This window comes from Pseudoduganella buxea (assembly GCF_009720835.1).
Taxonomy (GTDB): domain Bacteria; phylum Pseudomonadota; class Gammaproteobacteria; order Burkholderiales; family Burkholderiaceae_D; genus Rugamonas; species Rugamonas buxea.
The window spans coordinates 19,552-39,374 of the sequence record NZ_WNKZ01000005.1 but is presented as its reverse complement, the minus strand read 5'-3'; the positions used below and the strand labels follow the sequence as shown (position 1 = coordinate 39,374).

15 protein-coding genes are annotated in these 19,823 nt (G+C 68.1%); 9 read left to right on the top strand and 6 right to left on the bottom strand.

Annotation, left to right across the window (positions count from 1 at the left end; genetic code table 11):
* Window positions 1–5: 5 nt before the first annotated feature.
* Window positions 6–1,931, top strand: a complete 1,926-nt coding sequence (locus GM672_RS03195; protein ID WP_229417527.1) for a rhamnogalacturonan lyase — start codon at window positions 6–8, stop codon at window positions 1,929–1,931.
* On the opposite strand, the gene GM672_RS03190 is transcribed toward GM672_RS03195, so the two are convergent.
* Window positions 1,932–3,617 carry a GDSL-type esterase/lipase family protein gene (locus tag GM672_RS03190; RefSeq protein WP_155469079.1) on the bottom strand — a complete coding sequence of 562 codons (1,686 nt, stop codon included), beginning with the start codon at window positions 3,615–3,617 and terminating at the stop codon, window positions 1,932–1,934.
* Window positions 3,618–3,752: 135 nt separating this feature from the next.
* On the opposite strand from GM672_RS03190, the gene GM672_RS03185 reads away from it, so the two are divergent.
* Both GM672_RS03185 and GM672_RS03180 read left to right on the top strand, forming a co-directional pair.
* The gene (locus GM672_RS03185) at window positions 3,753–5,093 is read left to right on the top strand and encodes a TolB-like translocation protein (RefSeq protein ID WP_155469078.1); all 1,341 of its coding nucleotides are present in this window, start codon (window positions 3,753–3,755) and stop codon (window positions 5,091–5,093) included.
* Window positions 5,094–5,210: 117 nt separating this feature from the next.
* Window positions 5,211–6,140, top strand: coding sequence for an alpha/beta hydrolase (locus GM672_RS03180; RefSeq protein WP_155469077.1), 930 nt, complete (start codon window positions 5,211–5,213; stop codon window positions 6,138–6,140).
* Here the strand turns inward: GM672_RS03180 and GM672_RS03175 are convergent.
* From GM672_RS03175 to GM672_RS03155, 5 genes are all read right to left on the bottom strand, one after another.
* Window positions 6,128–6,454 carry an L-rhamnose mutarotase gene (locus GM672_RS03175; protein WP_155469076.1) on the bottom strand — a complete coding sequence of 109 codons (327 nt, stop codon included), beginning with the start codon at window positions 6,452–6,454 and terminating at the stop codon, window positions 6,128–6,130. The genes GM672_RS03180 and GM672_RS03175 overlap by 13 nt on opposite strands.
* Window positions 6,451–7,662 carry a glycoside hydrolase family 88/105 protein gene (locus GM672_RS03170; RefSeq protein WP_155469075.1) on the bottom strand — a complete coding sequence of 404 codons (1,212 nt, stop codon included), beginning with the start codon at window positions 7,660–7,662 and terminating at the stop codon, window positions 6,451–6,453. The genes GM672_RS03175 and GM672_RS03170 overlap by 4 nt, the downstream gene beginning before the upstream one ends.
* A complete protein-coding gene (locus tag GM672_RS03165) occupies window positions 7,659–9,086 on the bottom strand; it encodes a glycoside hydrolase family 28 protein (RefSeq protein ID WP_229427742.1) in 1,428 nt (475 codons plus the stop codon). The genes GM672_RS03170 and GM672_RS03165 overlap by 4 nt, the downstream gene beginning before the upstream one ends.
* 77 nt (window positions 9,087–9,163) lie before the next feature.
* Entirely contained in the window at window positions 9,164–10,456 is a 1,293-nt protein-coding gene (rhaI, locus tag GM672_RS03160) for an L-rhamnose catabolism isomerase (protein WP_155469074.1), read from the bottom strand.
* A gap of 67 nt (window positions 10,457–10,523) precedes the next feature.
* Window positions 10,524–12,641: a bifunctional rhamnulose-1-phosphate aldolase/short-chain dehydrogenase gene (locus GM672_RS03155; protein ID WP_155469073.1), complete on the bottom strand. Its 2,118-nt coding sequence runs from the start codon at window positions 12,639–12,641 to the stop codon at window positions 10,524–10,526.
* Between the two features lie 304 nt (window positions 12,642–12,945).
* On the opposite strand from GM672_RS03155, the gene GM672_RS03150 reads away from it, so the two are divergent.
* The 6 genes from GM672_RS03150 (at window position 12,946) to GM672_RS03125 (ending at window position 19,782) form a co-directional block, all read left to right on the top strand.
* Complete coding sequence (locus GM672_RS03150; protein WP_155469072.1) at window positions 12,946–13,812, top strand: DeoR/GlpR family DNA-binding transcription regulator; 867 nt, start codon at window positions 12,946–12,948, stop codon at window positions 13,810–13,812.
* Between the two features lie 62 nt (window positions 13,813–13,874).
* A complete protein-coding gene (rhaS, locus tag GM672_RS03145) occupies window positions 13,875–14,849 on the top strand; it encodes a rhamnose ABC transporter substrate-binding protein (protein ID WP_155469148.1) in 975 nt (324 codons plus the stop codon).
* A gap of 1 nt (window position 14,850) precedes the next feature.
* Window positions 14,851–16,404, top strand: a complete 1,554-nt coding sequence (locus tag GM672_RS03140) for a sugar ABC transporter ATP-binding protein (RefSeq protein ID WP_155469071.1) — start codon at window positions 14,851–14,853, stop codon at window positions 16,402–16,404.
* Window positions 16,401–17,405, top strand: a complete 1,005-nt coding sequence (locus GM672_RS03135) for an ABC transporter permease (RefSeq protein ID WP_155469070.1) — start codon at window positions 16,401–16,403, stop codon at window positions 17,403–17,405. The genes GM672_RS03140 and GM672_RS03135 overlap by 4 nt, the downstream gene beginning before the upstream one ends.
* 23 nt (window positions 17,406–17,428) lie before the next feature.
* Complete coding sequence (locus tag GM672_RS03130) at window positions 17,429–18,427, top strand: ABC transporter permease (protein ID WP_155469147.1); 999 nt, start codon at window positions 17,429–17,431, stop codon at window positions 18,425–18,427.
* A complete protein-coding gene (locus GM672_RS03125; RefSeq protein WP_155469069.1) occupies window positions 18,424–19,782 on the top strand; it encodes an FGGY-family carbohydrate kinase in 1,359 nt (452 codons plus the stop codon). Before GM672_RS03130 ends, GM672_RS03125 begins: the two co-directional genes overlap by 4 nt.
* The last annotated feature ends 41 nt before the right edge of the window (window positions 19,783–19,823 follow it).

Here is a 19,823-nt window from a genome sequence, read left to right as displayed (position 1 = left end):
AGACCATGGCAACGACCCTGCGACCGGGCCGCTGCGCCCTGGCCGTCGCGCTGGCGCTGCTTGGCGCCGGCTGCGCCACGGCGCCGCCCGACCGGCCCCACACGATGGCGATGGAGCGGCTGGACCGGGGCGCCGTCGCCGTGCGCGGCGGCGAAGGGGTGCTCGTCAGCTGGCGCGCGCTGGCGGCGGACGCGCCCACGCTGGCCTTCAATGTCTACCGCGACGGCGTCAGGCTCAATGCCGCGCCCATCGCTGGCACCACCAACTTCCTCGACAAGGACGCCGCCCCGGCAGGCCGCTACGAGGTGCGTGAAATACGGGATGGCGTCGAGGGGCAGGCCAGCCCGGTCCTGGCGTTCGACGGCTACCTGAGTGTGCCGCTGCAACGCCCGCCCGGCGGCACCACCGCCGACGGCATTGCCTATACCTACAGCGCCAACGACGCATCGGTGGGCGACCTCGATGGCGATGGCCGCTACGAGATCGTGCTGAAGTGGGAGCCCGGTGCCGCCCAGGACAACTGCTGCGCGGGCCATACCGGCATCGTGCTGCTGGATGCCTACCGGCTCGACGGCACGCGGCTGTGGCGCATCAGCCTGGGCCCGAATATCCGCGCCGGCGCCCACTACACCCAGTTCCAGGTGGCCGACTATGACGGCGACGGCAAGGCCGAACTGATCGTGAAGACGGCTGACGGCAGCCGCGACGGCGCCGGCACGGTGATCGGCGACGCCGCCGCCAACTGGGTCAGCAGCGGCGGCGAGATCGAACAGGGCGACCGCACGGGCGCGCGCCGCACGGCCGACGGCAAGCTGATGGCGGGCCTGGCGGGGCGCATCCTGCAAGGCCCCGAATACCTGAGCGTGTTCGACGGCGTCACGGGCCGCGTGCTCGACACCATCGCGTATCCATCGCCCCGTGGCGCCAGCGGCGACGACCCGACACGGGAAGAGCTGACGGCGCGCTGGGGCGACGGCTATGCCAATCGCTCCGATCGCTTCCTGGCCGGCACCGCCTGGCTCGATGGCCGGCACCCCAGCGCCATCTTCGCGCGCGGCTACTATGCCCGCACCATGGTCGCCGCCATCGATTTCCGGGGCGGCAAGCTGACCCGCCGCTGGACCTTCGATTCGGGCGCCGACGGCGTGCCGGCAGCGTATGCCGGCCAGGGCAATCACCAGCTCGGCGTGGCCGACGTCGATGGCGACGGCCGCCACGAAATCGTCTACGGCGCCATGGCGCTGGACGACGACGGCAAGCCACTATGGAGCACCGGCATGGGCCACGGCGACACGATGCATGTGGGCGACCTCGACCCCACCCGGCCCGGGCTGGAAAAATTCGGCGTGCACGAGAACATGGCGATGTCCGGCAGTATCGGCGCCGCCATGCTGGATGCCCGCACCGGCCGGGTGTTGTGGAGCACCCCGGCCACGAAGGACACGGGCCGTGGCGTCGCCGGCGACATCGATCCACGCTACCCGGGCGCGGAGGCGTGGTCGGCTGCGTCGCCGAACCTGTTCGATGCCCGCGGCAACGTCATCGCGCCGGTGCACCCGCGCCAGGTCAACTTCATGGTGTGGTGGGACGGCGACCTGCTGCGCGAACTCCTGGACGACAACAAGGTCCATAAATGGGACTGGCGGCGCAACGAGTCCAGGCTGCTGCTGGAAGCGGCCGGCGCCAGCTCGAACAACGGCACCAAGGCCACGCCGGCCCTGTCGGCCGACCTGTTCGGCGACTGGCGCGAGGAAATCGTCTGGCGCGCGGCGGACAACGGCAGCCTGCGGATCTACTCGACTGCGATTCCCACCGCGCACAAATTCGTCACCTTGATGCAGGACCCGCAATACCGCGCGGCCGTGGCGTGGCAGAACACGGCGTACAACCAGCCGCCGTGGCCCTCGTTCGCCATCGGCGAGAAGCCCTAGTTACCTGCTGGCCGCCGATGGCGCGATGTCGCACGCCGCCGGCGCCAGCCACGCCGCGAACGGTTCGCCCGGCAGGGCTTTCAGCGCTGCGACGACGCGACGCGCATTGAAGGCGGCGCCGGCATCGTTGGTGTGGGTGCGGGCGTCGGCGAACTGCGCATCCACCGCCGGCGCGCCGACCTGGCGATAAGCTTCCGCCACGGCCAGCGTCAGGTCCGCGAACAGCACGCCGTTGGCTGCCGCCACGGCCCTGCCCCATGCCGCGAAATCGGCGAAATCGCGCTCCTGCTGCCATTTGTCGCGGTGCGGCACGGGCGACAGCAGCACCACCGTGGCGCCCTTCGCCTTTGCCTCCTGCGCGTAACGCGCCATGTACCAGCCGAAGGTGTGCACCTGTTCCACCGTGCCGTCGGGGCGCCGGTCTTCCACCGTTTCCGGCCCCAGGCCCGCCCCCGACGCACGGCCCTTCATGGCCGGGTCGCCGATGCGCCCGCCGTCGTTGTGGCCGAACTGGATCAGCACCGAGTCGCCTGCCTTGACCTGCTCCATCACCCTGGCCCAGCGCCCTTCGCCCAGGAAGGTGCGGCTGCTGCGGCCACCGATGGCGTGGTTGACGACATTCACCCTGGCCGGGTCGAAGTACGGGGCGACCCGTTCGCCCCAGCCGACGGCGCCGTTTGCCCCGCCGCTCCTGACGGTGGAGTCGCCCACCAGGAACAGCGACGGCAAGGCCGCGTTGGCGGGGCGTTCGGCCACGCCGCCCGGCACCACGGGCCGCGCATCTTCCGCCATGGGCACGGCGCGGCCCTTGTCATTCAACGCCGCCACCAGCGGCGCCATGCCCAGCGCGCGAAGGCGCGCCACCACCAGCTGGGCATTCAGTTCCGCGCCCGCCAGGTTGGTGTGCACGGATTCGTCCGGCACGGTGTCGGGGAACAGCCGCATGACGGCGTCCTTGCCCAGCTGGTCGTACCGTGCCGCCGCCAGCTCGTTCAGGTCGATGAAGGCCACGCCCTCCTGTCGCGCGACCTGGGCGGCCCAGCCGCCATAGTCGGCGGCATTGCGCTGGACCAGGCCGGCCGCGTCCCAGCGCTTGCGGGGAATCGGGGAGCAGACGACGGCGCTGGCTCCCTTCGCACGGATATCGGCGATGAACCTGCGCAGGTACCAGCCGTAGGTATGCACCGTTTCACGCTTGCCCGTCAGCTGGTTGTCGATCTCTTCGCTCTCCGGCCCGACACCGCGCAAGGTGCCGCGCGCACGGGTCGTGTCGTTGACGGCACTGCCGTCGTTGTGCCCGAACTGCATGATGACGATGTCGCCTGCCTTGACCAGCGCCAGGGTACGCTGCCAGTGCCCGCTGGTCAGGTAGGTGCGGCTGGACAGCCCGCCGACGGCGCGGTTGACGATATTGATCCGGCCTGGGTCGAAATAGTCCGCCAGCGGCCGGCCCCAGCCCCACTGCCCCGCCGGCCCCTTGCCCTGACCGTCGTCGTGGCCATTGCGCACGGTCGAGTCGCCGATCAGGATCAGCGACGGCAGCTTCGCATCGCGTGGCGCGGGCAAGGTGACCTTGGCCTGGGCCGGGTCGGTGGTGACCAGGACCGGCCCGGCTTGCGCGGCGGCCCCCTTCGCCAGCATCAGTAACAACGCAACGCCGGCCAGCAGTTTCAGATAGGAGTTCATGCGTGGATTTTATGACGGCGCCCATTCCGGCGCCGGCCGCGGGCGGCAAAGAATCAGCAAGATGAGCAAACGACCGCGCACGCCGGCCGGCGGCGCGGGCACAATCGTTTCTTCCCAATTCGTCACGCGACAACCATGCCCCGCACCGCTTCCCAGGTTCTGCTCGCCGCACTGCTGCTTGCCTCCGCCGGCGCCGATGCCGCCATCGGCCAGCGTTTTCCCTCCGAGCGCAAGCTGGTCGAGGACCCCGTCACGGGCACGGTGCTGACCTTCCTGACCAGCCGCCCACATGGCGACTCGAAGATCTATCCCACCCACCCGCAGTGGACGGCCGACGGCAAGTGGGTGGTCTTCCGCTCGCAGCTGGCTGGCGGCGAGGCGCTGGCCGTCCATGAGGACACGGGCGCCATCGTGCAGGTGACGGAGGGCGGCTACACAGGCATGCTGAACCTGGCACGCAAGGCGATGAAGCTGTACTTCATGCGCAAGGATGCCGAAGCGGAGCGCCTGCAGGTGGTGGAAGTGGACCTGGCCGCCGTGCTGGCCGACAGCGCGGCCGGGAAGATGCGGCCCGCCGCCACCTACCAGCGCGTGTGCGGCACCACGCCAGCCGCACTGGGTGCCGGCGGCGACATGGCACTGGACGCGGACGAGCAATGGGTCTACTTCCGGGTCGGCAAGGAGGAAGCGGCGCGGCACATGCCGCCCGGCGCGAAGGTGGAACCGGCTTTCGGCCCGCGCAACATGGGCGCCGGCCCGAACGGCATCGCGCGGATGAACGTGGCCACCGGCGCGATCGCCCACGTCGTCTCCGTGCCCTTCCAGGTGGGCCATATCCAGGCCAACCTGTGGCGGCCCGGTGAACTGGTGTTCTCGTGGGAGACGGGCGGCAAGTCGCCCCAGCGCACGTGGACCGTCAAGGCCGACGGCAGCGGCCTGCGCCCGCTGTACCCGGAAGCGCCGTACGAATGGGTCACGCACGAAGCCGTCATCACGCCGGACGAAGTGGCTTTCGCCATCATGGGCCACCGGCCTATCCCGGGCGGCGCCGAGGCCGTGGCCGGCCCCGCGACGGATATACAGGGCGCCAATCCGGGCCAGGACACGGCATGGGGCCCGGCCGGCACGCGCGAAAAGCCCAGCGGGCTGGGTATCGTCAATATGCGCACGCGCGAAATGAGCATCGTTGGCCAGACCCCTTCGGGCAGCGGCCTTTGGCACGTGCACGGCTCGGCCGACGGGCGCTGGGCCGTCGGCGACGACTTCTCGCGCAGCGTGTGGCTGATCGACCGCCGCACGCGCGAGATGCGGCTGCTGACGACGGGCCACAAGACGACGGCCGCCGACCACCCCCACCCCACCTTCAATGCCGACGGCACGAAGATCGAAATCCAGTCCGCCATGATCTCGCCGGACGGGCGCGCGATGAATATCGCCATCGTGCCTGTGCCGAAGGATTGGTTGGGGCGCAAATGAAGCCGGCGTCGGCCTCGGTTCCCCCGGCGCATGCCGGCACATGAACGCCCGGGCCCGGCACTTTCGTGCACGATATCCACCCCATCATCCGCTACACTGGCCACCGGTTGCCGACCAATGAAAAAACCTGTCCTAAAACCCGTTCTTGTCCTGCTGATGTCGATGAGCGCCGCCGCCTTTGCCCAAACCCCGTCCATCCTGCCGCTGTGGCCCGAAGGCGTGCCCGGTGCGCGCGCCATCGGCCCCGAGAAGAACGACGCCACCCATACGGCCAATGTCAGCGAGCCGACGGTCACCGTCGTCAAGCCGGCCGTCGACCGCCCCAACGGCACTGCCGTCATCGTCGCGCCGGGCGGCGGCTATGTGCGCCTGTCGAGCGAACGCGAAGGCACGCAATATGCCACCTGGCTCAGCACCCTGGGCGTGACTACCTTCGTGTTGAAGTACCGCATGCAGGAATTCGGCCACCCGGCGCCGCTGCAGGACGTGCTGCGGGCCGTGCGTCTCGTGCGCTCGCGCGCGGCCGAGTTCAAGCTCGACCCGGCGCGCATCGGCGTCATGGGCAGCTCGGCCGGCGGCCACCTGGCCGCCAGCGCAGGCACGCTGTTCGATCACCCGGCCGGCCGCACGGGCAATGCGCTCGATGCCGTCTCCGCGCGGCCGGACTTCCTGATGCTGATGTACCCCGTCATTGCGATGGACGGCCCGGCCGTGCATGCCGGCTCGCGCAAGGCCCTGCTGGGCGCGAACCCTGCGCCGGAGCTGGTGCGACTGATGTCGGTCGAGCGGCAGGTCACGGCCAGGACGCCGCCCACGCTGCTGGTCCACACCCAGGCCGATCAGGCCGTCCCCGTCGAGAACAGCATCCTGTTCTACCAGGCGCTGACGCGCGCGCGGGTACCGGCCGAAATGTACCTGTTCGAGCAGGGCGAGCACGGCATGGGCATGCGCGACGGCCTGGCCAATGCGTCGCACTGGCCCCGCCGCGCCGAGGAATGGCTGCGCAGCCGGGGCCTGCTGACACCAGGGACCGTTCAGGCGAAGTAGAACATCGGCTGCAGCGGCCACTCGCGGGGCCGGTTGCCGGGCTCGACTTCCATGATGTCGGCCATATGGTCCCACCAGCGCCGCATCACCGGCTGCTGCGGCAGCGTGTCGGCGGCGTGGCCGGGCCGCAGCTTCAGCACGGCGAACAGCGCCAGGCTTTCTTCGTCCAGGAAAATCGAATAATCGTGGATCCCGGCCGCGTGCAGCGCGTCGGCCAGCTCGGGCCACAGCGCGTCGTGGCGCCGCTTGTATTCTTCCGTCATGCCGGGTTTGAGCTTCATCCTGAAGCCGCGCTGGATTACCTGTTCACTCATGGTGTCGTCATTTTCTTCAATTCGGCGGCGGCCAGCAGGAAGCCGCCGACGCCGTAGTTGTAACTGGAGGCCGGCCGATAATACGCCGGCTCGGCACCGGTCTGCTGGATGCCGCCGAAGCGGCCGTCCGCGTACACATTGCGCAGCAGGCCGGCCCAGGCCTTCTCGATCACGGGTCGGTAGAGCGCCGCATCCAGGTGGCCGTGGTTGACGCCATACGCCAGGCCGAACACGAACAGCGCCGAGCCGGACGTTTCCGGCAGCGGCCATGCCGCCGGGTCGAGCAGGCCGGCGTGCCACAGGCCATCGGCATCCTGCAGCGCCGCCACCCGCGCCGCCATCTCACGCAACTGCTGGATATAAAAGGGGCGCCGCGGATCATCCGGCGGCAGCACGGCGAGCAGGCGCGCCAGGCCGCCCAGCACCCAGCCTTCGCCCCGCGACCAGAACACCTTCCTGCCGTTCGGCTCGCGTTTGCCGATGTAGCTGGCGTCGCGCGCATACAGCTGCTCTTCCCGGTCGTACAGCGCGTCGGACGTGCGCCGCCACTGCTCGTGCACATAGTCCAGGTATTTGCGCTCGCCCGTGGCCTGGTACATCCTGGCCCACACGGGCGGCGCCATGAACAGCGCGTCGCACCACCACCACGGCAGGCGATCATCGCCGGGTTTGACGGTCTGCAAGGGCAGCAGGCTGTCCAGGTGGGCGCGCGTGTCGGCGATCCATGCCTTGTTCTCCGGGCGGGGGTCGCGCAGGTAGAGTTCCAGGTAGGTCTGCCCGATGCTGATGTCGTCCGCGTTCGGATAAGGCCGGTCCTCGCGCAGCTTCCACCGAAAACCCTGCGCCATCCGCATCATCGCATCGCGGTATTTCGGGTCGCCTGTCGCGGCGGATGCCGCCATGAAGCCTGCATACAGCACGCTGGACGTCCAGATCCTGTCCAGGTGCGCCGTGGTGCGGGGCAGCTGCCAGTCGGCCACCTTGCGCAGCGCCTTGTCGATGGCCGCCGGCGTCAGTGCGGCCGACAGGTCGCTTGCCAGCGGACCCGGGTCGAGCGGCGCATCGCCGAAGTGGCGGCCGATGTCCCTGTCGATGATGGCCTGCATGTCCGGCGTGGGCAGCGGATACGGCGCCGGCTGGCGCACCGCGCAGGCCGCGCAGCAGGCCGCCAGCACGGCGGCTGCGAGGAACCGGGTTCGCATCGTCATGACTTGTCCTGTTCCTCGTAGCTCTTCTTCGACGGGTCTTCCTTGAAGGGCCGGGGCCGCACGACAAAGCTCGCGGGCGGCAGGCCGTTTACGGCGCCGGCGTCTTCCAGCGCCACCGGCGTGCCCAGGACCAGCCTGGTGTCCTCGAAACGCCAGTCCTCGATGTCGTGCAGGTAGCCGCCTTCGCGCGCCTCGATGTCCAGGTTCTTCAGGCTGAAACGCTGCAAGGGCGCTTCCTTGAAACCGTCGACCTCGAAGGCGCGGGTGGCGCCCGTGGCCTTGATGTTCCAGATGCGCACGTTCCGGAAGCGCGCCCGGCCCTGCTCCACCGGCACCGGCGTGGCCAGCACCTTCCACACGGGCGGCACGTCGGTGACGCCGGCAGGAATGCGCGCGTAGCTGTAGCTGGGATTCCAGTTCATCGTGATGCGCAGCACCACGGGTATGCCCTTCATCGTGATGTCGTGCAGTCGCAGGTTGTCGCCGAAGCCGCCCCGCGTGTGGGCCGACTTGAACAGGATGCCGACGGGGACCTTGCCTTCCACCGTGATGCGGTAGGCCTCGATATTGCGAAAGCCGCCCGAGGTCTCGCTGCCGAAGGTGATGCCGGCGGCGGCCGAACGCACGATGGAATCGCGGATGACGACGTCCTCGGTGGGCCGCGCCACGCGCAGGCCGTCGGCATCCCGCCCCGCCTTCAGGCACAGGGCGTCGTCGTTGACGTCGATATCGGCGTGCTGCACCAGTACCTTCCGCGACGAGTCGATGTCGATGCCGTCCGTCGACGGCCCCAGGCCGTCGGAGTTGTTGCGGATGACGACACCGTCCACCGTCACGTCGGTCGAATAGCAGATATGCAGCGTCCAGAAGCCGGAACGGCGCAGCAGCAGGCCGCCACCTACCTTGACGCGCGACGAGTCGAACACCTGGATCAGGCGCGGACGGTGGGCGTCGTAGTCGGATGCCCAGCGCAGGCCGCGCGGCTCGTAGGCCTTGCGCAAGGTCCAGTAGCTGTCCCAGAACACCTTGCCGTCGCCGTCGATGGTGCCTTCGCCTTCGATGGCGGCATCCTGCTGGCGGTAGATGTTGACCAGCGCGGCCGGCCATTTCATCTCGATGCCGGCGATCCGCGTCGGCCTCAAGGGGTAGTCGCCGATGTCCTGCGACCCCAGCAAGGTGACGCCCTTGTCGAGGCGCAAGGTGACACCGCTCTTGACGAAGATCGAGCCGGTCAGGTAGGTTCCGGCCGTGAACGTGACGGTGCCGCCATCCCTCGCCGCCGCGTCGATGGCGGCCTGGATGGCCTTCGTGTTCATCGTCTTGCCGTCCGGCCTGGCGCCGTAGGCCGTTGCGTTGAAATTGGCCGCGGCGGCCCCTGCCATGGCGGTCGCCAGGAGCATGGCCGCCAGTATGCGTATCAGCACGATGGTTCCTTATGCAAAGCGAAAGGCAGGGACAGGGGCCTGGCCCCCTCGAGGCGCCGCGCTTCCCTCCACAACGATCAGACGATGCCGCTGCTGGAGGCACCCGCCTTGGCCGGGCGGCGTTCGGCCGCCACCGAGCGGTAGCCGCTGGCGCGGTAGGCGCCCACGGGATCGGCCGCGCCGCCTGCACGCAGCCGCGCCATGGCCAGGATCGGGCTGACGTCGGTGCGGTAAGCCTGCTTCAGGGTCTGCGCCGCATTCAGCACGTCGTTGGCTTCCTGGTGCGTGCGCAGCGCGTTGCGGTCCACGAGCGCGGCCTGGACGAAGGCGCGCTGCACTTCGACGGCGCTCGACATCAGGCTTTCGATCGGGTCCGTCACGTTGTGCGACTGGTCCAGCATATAGGCTGGCGCAAAGGACGGGGCGCGCCCGGCCGCATCGGCCAGCTCGTTGAAGACCAGGAACAGCTGGAAGGGATTGATGCTGCCCGAATCGAGGTCGTCGTCGCCGTACTTGCTGTCGTTGAAGTGGAAGCCGCCCAGCTTGCCGAACTGCGCAAGCCGCGCCACGATCATTTCGATATTCGTGTTCGGCGCGTGGTGGCCCAGGTCGACCAGGCACTTGGCCTTCGGCCCCAGTTCCGTGGCGCAGGCGAAGCTGGTGCCCCAGTCGGCGATGGTGGTGGCGTAGAAGGCGGGCTCGAACAGCTTGTGCTCGATGAACAGCTGCCAGTCGGCCGGCAGCGCGCCGTAGATGTCGCGCATGCTGTCCAGGTAGCGCTCCAGCGCGCCGCGCAGGTTGCTCTGGCCGGGGAAGTTCGCGCCGTCGCCCACCCACACCGTCAGTGCCTTCGAGCCCAGGGCCTGGCCCAGTTCGATGCAGTCGATATTGTGCGCCACGGCCTGGGCGCGCACGGCGCCGCTGGTGGCCGTCAGGCTGCCGTACTTGTACGAGTGGTCCTGGTCCAGCTGGTCCTGGAAGGTATTCGAATTGACGGCGTCGAATCCCAATCCGTAGCCGCTGGCGATTTCGCGCAGCGCGGCCGGATCGTCCGTGCGGTCCCACGGGAAGTGCAGCGACACGGTCGGCGTGGCGCGCGTCAACTGGTGGATGACGGCGCAGTCTTCCATCTTCTCGAAGACATTGCGCGGCTCGCCCTTGCCGGGGAAGCGGGCGAAGCGGGTGCCGCCCGTGCCGACGCCCCAGCTGGGCACGGCCACCGCGAAGGTCTGCGCCAGCGCGGTAAGCTGTTCGATATCGGCGCCGCGGCGCGCCAGCATGCCGCCCAGCGCGTCGTAGTCGGCCTGCAGGTCGGCTCCCACCTTGGCGTTGTGTTCGGCCACGCGGCCGGCGTCGATTACTGCGTTCATTGCTGTCTCCTTGAGTTCTGCCCGGCCGGCGCGGATGCCGGCCGTCTTTTTTATGGATGGCCTGATTCTAGCGCGTGAAGGCGGCGGCGTTGCCCGCGTCGACATTGAGGATATTGCCGGTGCTCTTGGCGGCCTTGTCGCTGGCCAGGAAGTAGACCGCTTCGGCGATATCCTCGGGCAGCACGGACAGCTTGAGCATGCTGCGCTCGCGGTAGAACTTCTCGACGTCGTCGGCGTCGATCTTGTTCGACTGGGCCCGCTCCTGTTTCCACTTGCCGTCCCAGATGCGCGAGCCGCGGATGACCGCGTCGGGATTGACGACATTGACGCGGATGCCGTGCGGCGCGCCTTCCAGCGCGATGCAGCGGGCCAGGTGGATCTCGGCTGCCTTGGCGGTGCAGTAGGCCGACGCGCCGCCTGACGCGACCAGGCCGTTCTTGCTGGCCACGAACACCATGCTGCCGCCCAGCTCCTGCAGCTTCATCGTCCGGTAGGCGCTGCGGCTGACAAGGAAGTAGCCCTTCACGAGGATGTCCTGGTTGCGGTTCCATACTTCCAGCGTGGTGTCCTCCAGAGGCGCGGACGATGCAATGCCCGCGTTCGAGATCAGCAGGTCGATACCGCCGAAGCGCAGCGCGCAGGCCGACAGTACCGCCTCGACATGCTCTTCGCTCGTGATGTCGGCGACGATGCCGGCCACGGCATCCTTGCCGCCCACCTTGGCCAGGCCTTCGCGGGCCTGCTCCAGCGCTTCGCCGTCGATATCGGTCAGCATCACGCAGGCCCCTTCGGCCAGCAGCTGGCGCGCCACGGCCTGGCCGATACCGCCGGCACCGCCCGTTACCAGCGCGATGCGCCCGGCCAGGCCTTTCGGCTTCGGCATGCGCTGCAGCTTGGCTTCTTCCAGCAGCCAGTACTCGATGTCGAAAGCCTCCTGCTCGGGCAGGCCGACATAGGTGTCGACGCCGTTCGCGCCGCGCATCACGTTGATGGCGTTGACATAGAACTCGCCGGCGATGCGGGCGGTGGCCTTGTCCTTGGCGAAGGACAGCATGCCCACGCCCGGGATCAGGTAGATGATGGGATTGGCGTCGCGCACGGCCGGGCTGTTCTCGCGCTTGCAGCGCTCGTGATAGGCCACGTAGTCGTCGCGGTAGCGGGCCAGGCCCTCATCGAGACTGGCGGCGACCTTGTCGAAGTCCGGATTGGCCAGATCGAAGTCGATGAGGTCGAGCACATACGGCCGAATCTTCGTGCGCAGGAAATGATCGGGGCAGGACGTGCCCAGCGCCGCCAGCGGCTGCAGGTCGCGGCTGCAGACGAATTCCAGCACCGTGTCCGAATCGTCGAAGTGCCCCAGTTTATATTCGTTTTTACTGATCTTGCCGCGCAGGAGGGGCATCAGGCGGGCCGCCAGCGCGGCGCGCTGTTCGGCCGGCAGCGGCGCGACGAGGGCGCCGCCGAACACGGGCTGCTTCACGTTCGCGGCCAGCCACTCCTCGGCGCGCTGGATCATCGCCAGCGTGTTTTCGTAGCAGGCCTTGGCTGTGTCGCCCCACGTGAACAGGCCGTGGCCTTCCAGGATGATGCCCTTCAGCTGCGGCTGGGCCTGCGATACTTCCTCCAGCTTCAGGCCCAGGTCGTAGCCGGGGCGCTGCCACGGCAGCCAGCCCAGTTCCCCTTCGAAGATGCGCTGCGCCAGCGCGCGGCTGTTGGCGCAGGCGGCAATGGCGATGACGGAATCGGGGTGCATGTGATCGACATGCTTGCGGTCGATATACGCATGCAGCGGCGTGTCGATGCTGGCCGCGCGCGGGTTCAGGTTGAAGGTACAGTGCGGCAGGTAGCCCACCATCTCGTCTTCCAGCGCCAGCCCGCGATAGCGCGCCTTCAGCGCGCGCAGCTTGTCCATATACAGCGTGGAGAAGCCATCGAGCTTGATGCTGCCCAGGTCTCCGCCGGAGCCTTTCACCCACAGCACCTCGACCTGTTCGCCGCTGAGCGGATCGGCCATGATGACCTTGGCCGACGTATTGCCGCCGCCAAAATTGGTGATCCGCAGGTCCGAGCCCAGCAGGTTCGAGCGGTACAGCAGCAGCTCAGGCTCGCTCATGGCGGCCGCCTTCGCGTCGTCCCACAGCGATGCGATGGGCTGCTTTTGCTTCAGTTCTTGCGATCCTGTCATACGTTCTCCGTCGTTGATATGCATTCTGTTCTGCCGTGGTTGGTCTCCACCGTGGCAAGCGCAATCAGTAGAAAACAGGGGCCCTTGGGGTGTCAATGCGCCAGCGCTCAACATCGTGACCAAGAACGAATTAATCATAAGGATGATCGGAACGCGCAGCGACGGGGCCCTTGCCCTGGAAATAATCACGGTTTTGAGCAATGGGTGATTGACGGCCGAAATTGAAGTGTTTAGCCTCTACCGTTAACAAACAGACCACCCCGGGTCCCCGCCTGCGGAGTAGGTTCACTACAAGGAGACGACAATGGTCAATCACAAGCGCCGTAAACGTTTGTTGAAACTGCTCGCCGAGCACCATACCGCCAGCGTGCCCCAGCTGGTCGAATGGCTCAGTGCTTCCCCCGCCACCGTACGCCGCGACATCAGCTGGCTGGCCGCCCGCAACCTGTTGACCCGCACCCGCGGCGGCGCGGCCAACCTGGCCCAGAAGAAGCGCAATTTCGCCCTCACCAGCGAGACCTTCGAGCACAATATCCAGTGTTTCGCCGAGCGCAAACGGGCCATCGCCCGGTGCGCCGCCGGCATGTGCGCGGAAGGCGAGACCATCGTCATCAACGGCGGTACCACCACCTTCATGATGGCCGAGTTCCTGGTCGATAAGCACCTGAAGATCCTCACCAACTCCTTCCTGATGGCCGAGCGCCTGCTGGTCTCGAGCGAGAACGAGATCATCCTCCCGGGCGGCAAGGTGTACCGCGAGCAGAATGTGATCCTGTCCCCGTTCGACAATGACATCACCCAGCACCACTACGCCGCCAAGATGTTCATGAGCGTGTACGGCCTGTCCCTGCTGGGATTGATGGAAGCCGACCCGCTGCTGATCCAGGCCGAGAAGCGCCTGATCGGCCAGGCCGAGGAACTGATCGTGCTGGCCGACAGCTCGAAGTTCGCCAAGAAGGCGGGCCTGATCCTGTGCGGCCTCGATCGCGTGTCCACCGTCATCACCGATACCTGCGCGTCCGACGCGGCCGTGCAGCTGCTCGAGCAGTCCGGCGTCAAGGTGATCACCGTGACGCCCGAAGCCATGCCGGCCCAGCAGCCACCGATGTCCTTCCCCTACGGGTTCGAATTCCAGGCCCAGGGCCTGTTCCAGGCGGAGATTTCGCATTGAACGCACCGCACACTCCAAAGCGCCGGACACTGGTTGCCGCGCTGGCGCTTCTCGTTACCGGCATGGTCGGCGGCTGCGGCGACAAGGGCAGCGCCGGCGCGCCGCCGGAAGGCAAGGTCCGCATCGCCATGGTCGTCAAGAGCCTGGGCAACGGCTTTTTCGATGCGGCCCACACAGGCGCCAAGGAAGCGGCAGGCCAGTTGAAGGACGTCGAGATCATCTACACGGGTCCCACCACGCCCAGCGCGGAAGGCCAGATCGAAATCGTCAACTCGCTGATCAGCCAGAAGGTCAACGCCATCGTCATTTCGGCCAACGATCCGAACGCGCTGGTACCGATCGCGAAGAAGGCCATGGCGCGCGGCATCAAGGTGCTGTCCTTCGACAGCGGCCTGGCCCAGGAGGGCCGGCTGATGCAGCTGAACCCGTCGAACGCGGAACTGATCGGCATCAAGCAGCTGCAGATGGCCAGCGACGCCATCGGCGGTGCCGGCGAAGTGGCCATCCTGTCGGCATCGGCGCAGGCGACCAACCAGAATATCTGGATCGACGTGATGAAGGGGGCGCTGGCCCGCCCCGAGTTCGCCAAGCTCAAGCTCGTCACCACCGTCTACGGCGACGACCAGTCCGACAAGAGCTACCGCGAGGCCCTCGGCCTGCTGCGCAGCTACCCGAACCTGAAGGCCATCATCGCCCCGACGACGGTGGGCATCAACGCCGCCAGCAAGGCCGTGGTCGACGAAAAACTGGTGGGCAAGGTGTATGTGACGGGACTGGGCCTGCCTTCCGAAATGGCCGGCCACGTCAAGAGCGGCGCCGTCAAGCAGTTCGCCATCTGGAACCCGATCGACCTGGGCTACGCCGTCACGTACGCGGCCTATGATTTCGTCAAGGGCGCGCCGGATGCACGGCCGGGCGGCAAGATCGCCGCCGGGCGCATGGGCAGCATCGCCATCGACGCGAAGGGCGAGGCGGCGATGGCCGAACCGTTCACCTACGACGCGAAAAACGTCGACCAGTTCTCGAAGATCTTCTGATATGCGAGCGAACCTCCCCCACCCGGCGCCGCCGGGAACGGCCGCATACACGCCGCCCGTGCTGCAACTGGCCGGCATCAGCAAGCGCTTCGCCGGCATCACGGCGCTGAACAAGGTAGCGCTATCGGTACAGCCCGGCGAAGTGATGGCGCTGGTCGGCGAGAACGGTGCCGGCAAGTCCACCCTCGTCAAGACCCTGACGGGCATCTACCAGCCCGACGAAGGCACCATCGTGCTGGACGGCCAGGCCGTCACGTTCGCCAACGCGCAGGACGCCATGCGTGCCGGGATCACGGCCGTGCACCAGGAAAGCGTGATGTTCGACGAGCTGACCGTGGCCGAGAATATCTACGTGGGCCGCCAGCCCATGCAGGGCGGGCGCATCGACTGGCCCCGCATCGAGCGCGAGGCGGTACAGCTGTTCGCCCGGCTGGAGGTGACCCTGCCCGTGCGCGCCAGGGTAAAGGATCTGTCGGTGGCGCAGCGTCATTTCGTCGAGATCGCGCGGGCCCTGTCGCAACAGGCCCGCGTCGTCATCCTGGACGAACCGACGGCCGCGCTGTCGCAGCGCGAGATTCATGAGCTGTACCGCATCGTGCGGCAGCTCAAGGAGGCCGGCACGGCCATCATCTTCATCTCGCACAAATTCGACGAAATCTTCACCGTGGCGGACAGCTACACGGTGCTGCGCGACGGCCAGTACGTGGCCGCCGGCCGGCTGGCCGACATCTCGGAAGGGGAACTGGTGGCGTTGATGGTGGGCCGCGCCGTGCACGATGCCTACCCGAAGGCGGAGGTCACGCCGGGCCCCGTGCTGATGGAAGTGAAGGACTTCTGCCACCCCACCGAATTCGACGACGTCAGCTTCCAGCTGCGCCAGGGCGAAATCCTGGGCTTCTACGGCCTGGTGGGCGCCGGCCGCTCGGAAGTGATGCAGGCCCTGTTCGGCCTGACGCCCCTGGCGCGCGGCAGCGTGACCTTGGGCGGCAAGGCCGTGCGTATCGGCTGCGCGGCCGAGGCCATCGCGCACGGCATCGCCTACGTGCCGGAAGACCGCCAGCACCAGGGCGCGCACCTGACCATGCCGATCCTGCACAACATCACCCTGCCCATCCTGGACCGCATCGGCTTCTTCCTGCGCTCGCGCCGGGCCCGGGAAAACGCCGTGGCGCGCCACTTCAGCGAGCAGCTGGAACTGAAGGCCAGCCACCTGTGCCAGCACGTGGCCGAACTCTCGGGCGGCAACCAGCAGAAAGTCGTGCTGGGAAAATGGCTGGCTACCGATCCCAAGGTGATCATCCTGGACGAACCGACCAAGGGCATCGACATCGGCTCGAAGGCCGCCGTGCACCGCTTCATCGGCCAGCTGGTCAGCCAGGGCCTGGCCGTGATCCTCGTGTCGTCCGAACTGCCCGAGGTGCTGGGCCTGGCCGACCGGGTCATCGTCATGCACCAGGGCCGCATCCAGCGTGAATTCGCGCGGATTGATGCGACGCCGGAGCGCGTCGTGGCGGCCGCATCGGGCTGCGAAGCCCATACCGAGGAGGCAGCATGAGCCTGCTGAACAAAAACGTACTGAAACAGCGCGAGACGCTGCTGGCCGCGTCGATCGTCGCGCTGGTGCTGCTGGTGGGGCTGCGTTCGCCCGTCTTCGTCAGCCCGGCCAGCCTGGCCAACCTGCTGACCGACAGCACCCTGCTGGTGATGCTGGCGCTGGCGCAGATGCTGGTGATCGTCACGCGCGGTGTCGACCTGTCGGTGGCGTCGAACCTGGCCCTGTCCGGCATGATGGCGGCGCTGCTGGCCTCGCGCAACCCGGACCTGCCGCTGGTGCTCGTCGTGCTGGCCGCCGCCGCCATCGGCCTCGTACTGGGCCTCGTCAACGGCTGGCTGATCGGCTACCTGGAGCTGCCGCCCATCGTCGTCACGCTGGGGACGATGAGCGTCTACCGGGGCCTCGTATTCGTGCTCTCGGGCGGCGCGTGGGTGTCGTCGCACCATATGCCTGAACACTTCATCGCCTTCCCGCTGGCGCGCCTGCTGGGCGTGACACACCTCGTGTGGATCGCCGGCGCGGCCGTGCTGGCGGCCTGGTTCCTGGCCCGCCACAGCCGCTTCGGCCGCGACCTGTACGCCATCGGCAACGCACCCTCGTGTGCCCGCTATGTCGGCATTCCGATGGCGCGCCGGCTGCTGTGGACGTATGGCCTGTCCGGCCTGATGGCGGGCCTGTGCGGCTACCTGTGGGTGGCGCGCTATGCCGTGGCCTACACGGAGATCGCCTATGGCTTCGAATTCACCGTCATCGCCGCCTGCGTCATCGGCGGCATCAGCATCGCCGGCGGCACCGGCAGCGTCACGGGCGCCGTGCTGGGCGCGCTGTTCCTGGGCGTGATCGGCAATGCGCTGCCCGTCGTGCAGGTGTCGCCGTTCTGGCAAAGCGCGCTGACGGGCATCGTCATCCTGGCCGCCGTATTGATCAACGCCCGCGACGGCAGGCAGGGCGGCCGCCAGATCCTGCCGCTGCACCTGGGCCCGAACCGGAGCGCCGCGTGAACTCAACCACCATCGACCGTACCATGCAAGCCACGCACAGCTCGCGCTACACCATCCACGACCGTCCGGGCTTCCGGATCAAGGCCCTGCTGGGCAAGTGGGAAACCCTGCTCGCCCTGCTGTTCGTGGTGGCGTTTCTTGCCAACGGCATCCTGCTGCCCACGTTCCTGGACCCGTACAACCTGGCCGACGGCACCTTCAACTTCAGCGAGAAGGCCCTGATCGCGCTGCCGATGGCGCTGTTGATCATCTGCCGTGAGATCGACATTTCCGTGTCCGGCATCCTGGCCCTGTCGTCGGTCGCCATCGGCGTCGCGCACACCAGCGGCCTGCCGCCGGAAGTGCTGCTGCCCGTGGCGCTGGCGGCCGGCACCGCCTGCGGCCTGCTCAATGGCGTGCTGGTGACGCGGTTCGCGCTGCCGTCCATCGTCGTCACCATCGGCACCGTGTCGCTGTTTCGCGGCCTGGCCAGCGTGGTCCTGGGCGACAAGGCCTTCACCGGCTACCCGCAGCTGATGGCCGACTGGGGCCAGGGCTACTTCTTCGGATTCATCCCGCGCGAATTCGTCGTGCTGCTGGTGTTCGCCGCGCTGTTCGCCGTGGTGCTGCACTGCACGCGCTGGGGCCGGCGCATCTACGCCATCGGCAACAACCCCGTGGCGGCGCGCTTCGCCGGCATCGAAGTGAACCGCTACCGCCTGGTGCTGTTCATGCTGACGGGCGCAATGGCGGGCCTGGCGGCGTACCTGCTGACGGGCCGCATCGGCAGCACCCGCCCGAACATCGCCATGGGCTGGGAGCTGGAAGTGATCACGATGGTGATACTGGGCGGTGTCAGCATCGCCGGCGGCGCCGGCACCATCGGCGGCGTGATGCTGGCCGTGCTGACCCTGGGTACGGTGACGTACGGCCTGTCGCTGGCGAATATCCCCGGCATCTACATGACCATCGTCATTGGCCTCCTGCTGCTGGTGACGATCGCCCTGCCGCGCCTGCTGCGGGGCCGCAAGGTGGCGAAATGACGGCGGCCGTCGTCCTCGATATCGGCAAGACCAATGTCAAGCTGGCGCTGATCGGCGCGGACGGCCACCAGCGGGCCGAACGGCGCCGGCCCAATACCGTGCTGCGTGACGGGCCCTACCCGCACCACGACACGGAAGGCATCTGGCAGTGGATGCTGGCGACCCTGGCGGCGTTTTCGTCGATGGCGACGGTCGACGCCATCGTCCCCGTCACGCACGGCGCCACGGCGGCGCTGGTGGGTGACGAAGGCCTGGTGCTGCCCGTGCTGGACTACGAACATGAACCGGCCGCGCCGCTGGCGCACTACCTGGCCGTGCGGCCGGGTTACGCCGACACGTGCTCGCCCCGGTTGCCGGCGGGCCTGAACCTGGGCCGGCAACTGGCCTGGCAGGCGCAGGCCTTCCCGGCCGAGTTCTCCCGCGCGCGGCATATCCTGATGTATCCGCAGTACTGGGCCTGGCGCCTGTCCGGCGTGGCGGCCGGCGAAGCGACGTCGCTGGGCTGCCATACGGACCTGTGGCAGCCAGCCGGGCAGCAGTATTCGGCCATGGTCGACACACTGGGCTGGCGGGTCCTGATGCCGCCAATGCGCCGCGCCTGGGACACCCTGGGCCCCATCCGGCCCGAACTGGCGGCCATTACCGGCCTGCCACGGGGCTGCCGCATTGTCTGCGGCATCCACGACAGCAATGCGTCCCTGCTGCGCCACCTGGACGGGGCGGCAGGGGCCGAAGCGCCGGCCGTGCTGTCGACCGGCACCTGGGTCGTCGCCGCCGCGCCGGGCAAGTCGCTGGACGGCCTGCGCGAGGAAGCGGACATGCTGGCCAACAGCAGCGCGCTGGGCCAGTGCGTGCCGTGCATGCGCTTCATGGGCGGCCGCGAATTCGCCGAGCTGGCCGGCACATCGCCCGTACCCTGCGACATACCGGTTCTGCAGCGCCTGGTCGACCAGGGCACGTTCGCGCTGCCCGGGTTTGCCGGCGCGGGCGGGCCGTTCGCGGGCCGCGCCGGCAGCATCGCCGGGCCCTCGCCCGCGTCGGACGCCGAGCGCTATGCGCTGGCGACCTTGTACTGCGTGCTGGTGAGCGACTACTGCCTCGATGCGCTGGGGGCGGGCGCGCACGTCGTCGTCGAAGGCAGCTTCACGGCTAACCCGTTCTTTGCGCCCCTGCTGGCCGCACTGCGCCCCGGGCGGCAGGTCACCGTGACGGACGACGCCAGCGGCACCACGTGCGGCGGCTGGATGCTGGCGCACTGGGGCAGCGCACCGGCCGTGCGCTCGACCGTGGCGGCGCCGCTGCTGCTGGACGGGTGGCAGCAATACCGGCGGCGCTGGCTGGCACAGCTGGGCTGACGGCAGGGGGAAGTTGCATGAAAAATGGGGTCTGTCCCCAT

Coding starts and splice junctions, on each gene's coding strand:
- GM672_RS03155 (WP_155469073.1), bottom strand. CDS start 12,641: ATGACAGGATCGCAAGAACTGAAGCAAAAGCAGCCCATCGCATCGCTG.
- GM672_RS03185 (WP_155469078.1), top strand. CDS start 3,753: ATGCCCCGCACCGCTTCCCAGGTTCTGCTCGCCGCACTGCTGCTTGCC.
- GM672_RS03195 (WP_229417527.1), top strand. CDS start 6: ATGGCAACGACCCTGCGACCGGGCCGCTGCGCCCTGGCCGTCGCGCTG.
- GM672_RS03190 (WP_155469079.1), bottom strand. CDS start 3,617: ATGAACTCCTATCTGAAACTGCTGGCCGGCGTTGCGTTGTTACTGATG.
- rhaS (WP_155469148.1), top strand. CDS start 13,875: ATGGTCGGCGGCTGCGGCGACAAGGGCAGCGCCGGCGCGCCGCCGGAA.
- GM672_RS03130 (WP_155469147.1), top strand. CDS start 17,429: ATGCAAGCCACGCACAGCTCGCGCTACACCATCCACGACCGTCCGGGC.
- GM672_RS03140 (WP_155469071.1), top strand. CDS start 14,851: ATGCGAGCGAACCTCCCCCACCCGGCGCCGCCGGGAACGGCCGCATAC.
- GM672_RS03150 (WP_155469072.1), top strand. CDS start 12,946: ATGGTCAATCACAAGCGCCGTAAACGTTTGTTGAAACTGCTCGCCGAG.
- rhaI (WP_155469074.1), bottom strand. CDS start 10,456: ATGAACGCAGTAATCGACGCCGGCCGCGTGGCCGAACACAACGCCAAG.
- GM672_RS03170 (WP_155469075.1), bottom strand. CDS start 7,662: ATGACGATGCGAACCCGGTTCCTCGCAGCCGCCGTGCTGGCGGCCTGC.
- GM672_RS03175 (WP_155469076.1), bottom strand. CDS start 6,454: ATGAGTGAACAGGTAATCCAGCGCGGCTTCAGGATGAAGCTCAAACCC.
- GM672_RS03135 (WP_155469070.1), top strand. CDS start 16,401: ATGAGCCTGCTGAACAAAAACGTACTGAAACAGCGCGAGACGCTGCTG.
- GM672_RS03125 (WP_155469069.1), top strand. CDS start 18,424: ATGACGGCGGCCGTCGTCCTCGATATCGGCAAGACCAATGTCAAGCTG.
- GM672_RS03180 (WP_155469077.1), top strand. CDS start 5,211: ATGAAAAAACCTGTCCTAAAACCCGTTCTTGTCCTGCTGATGTCGATG.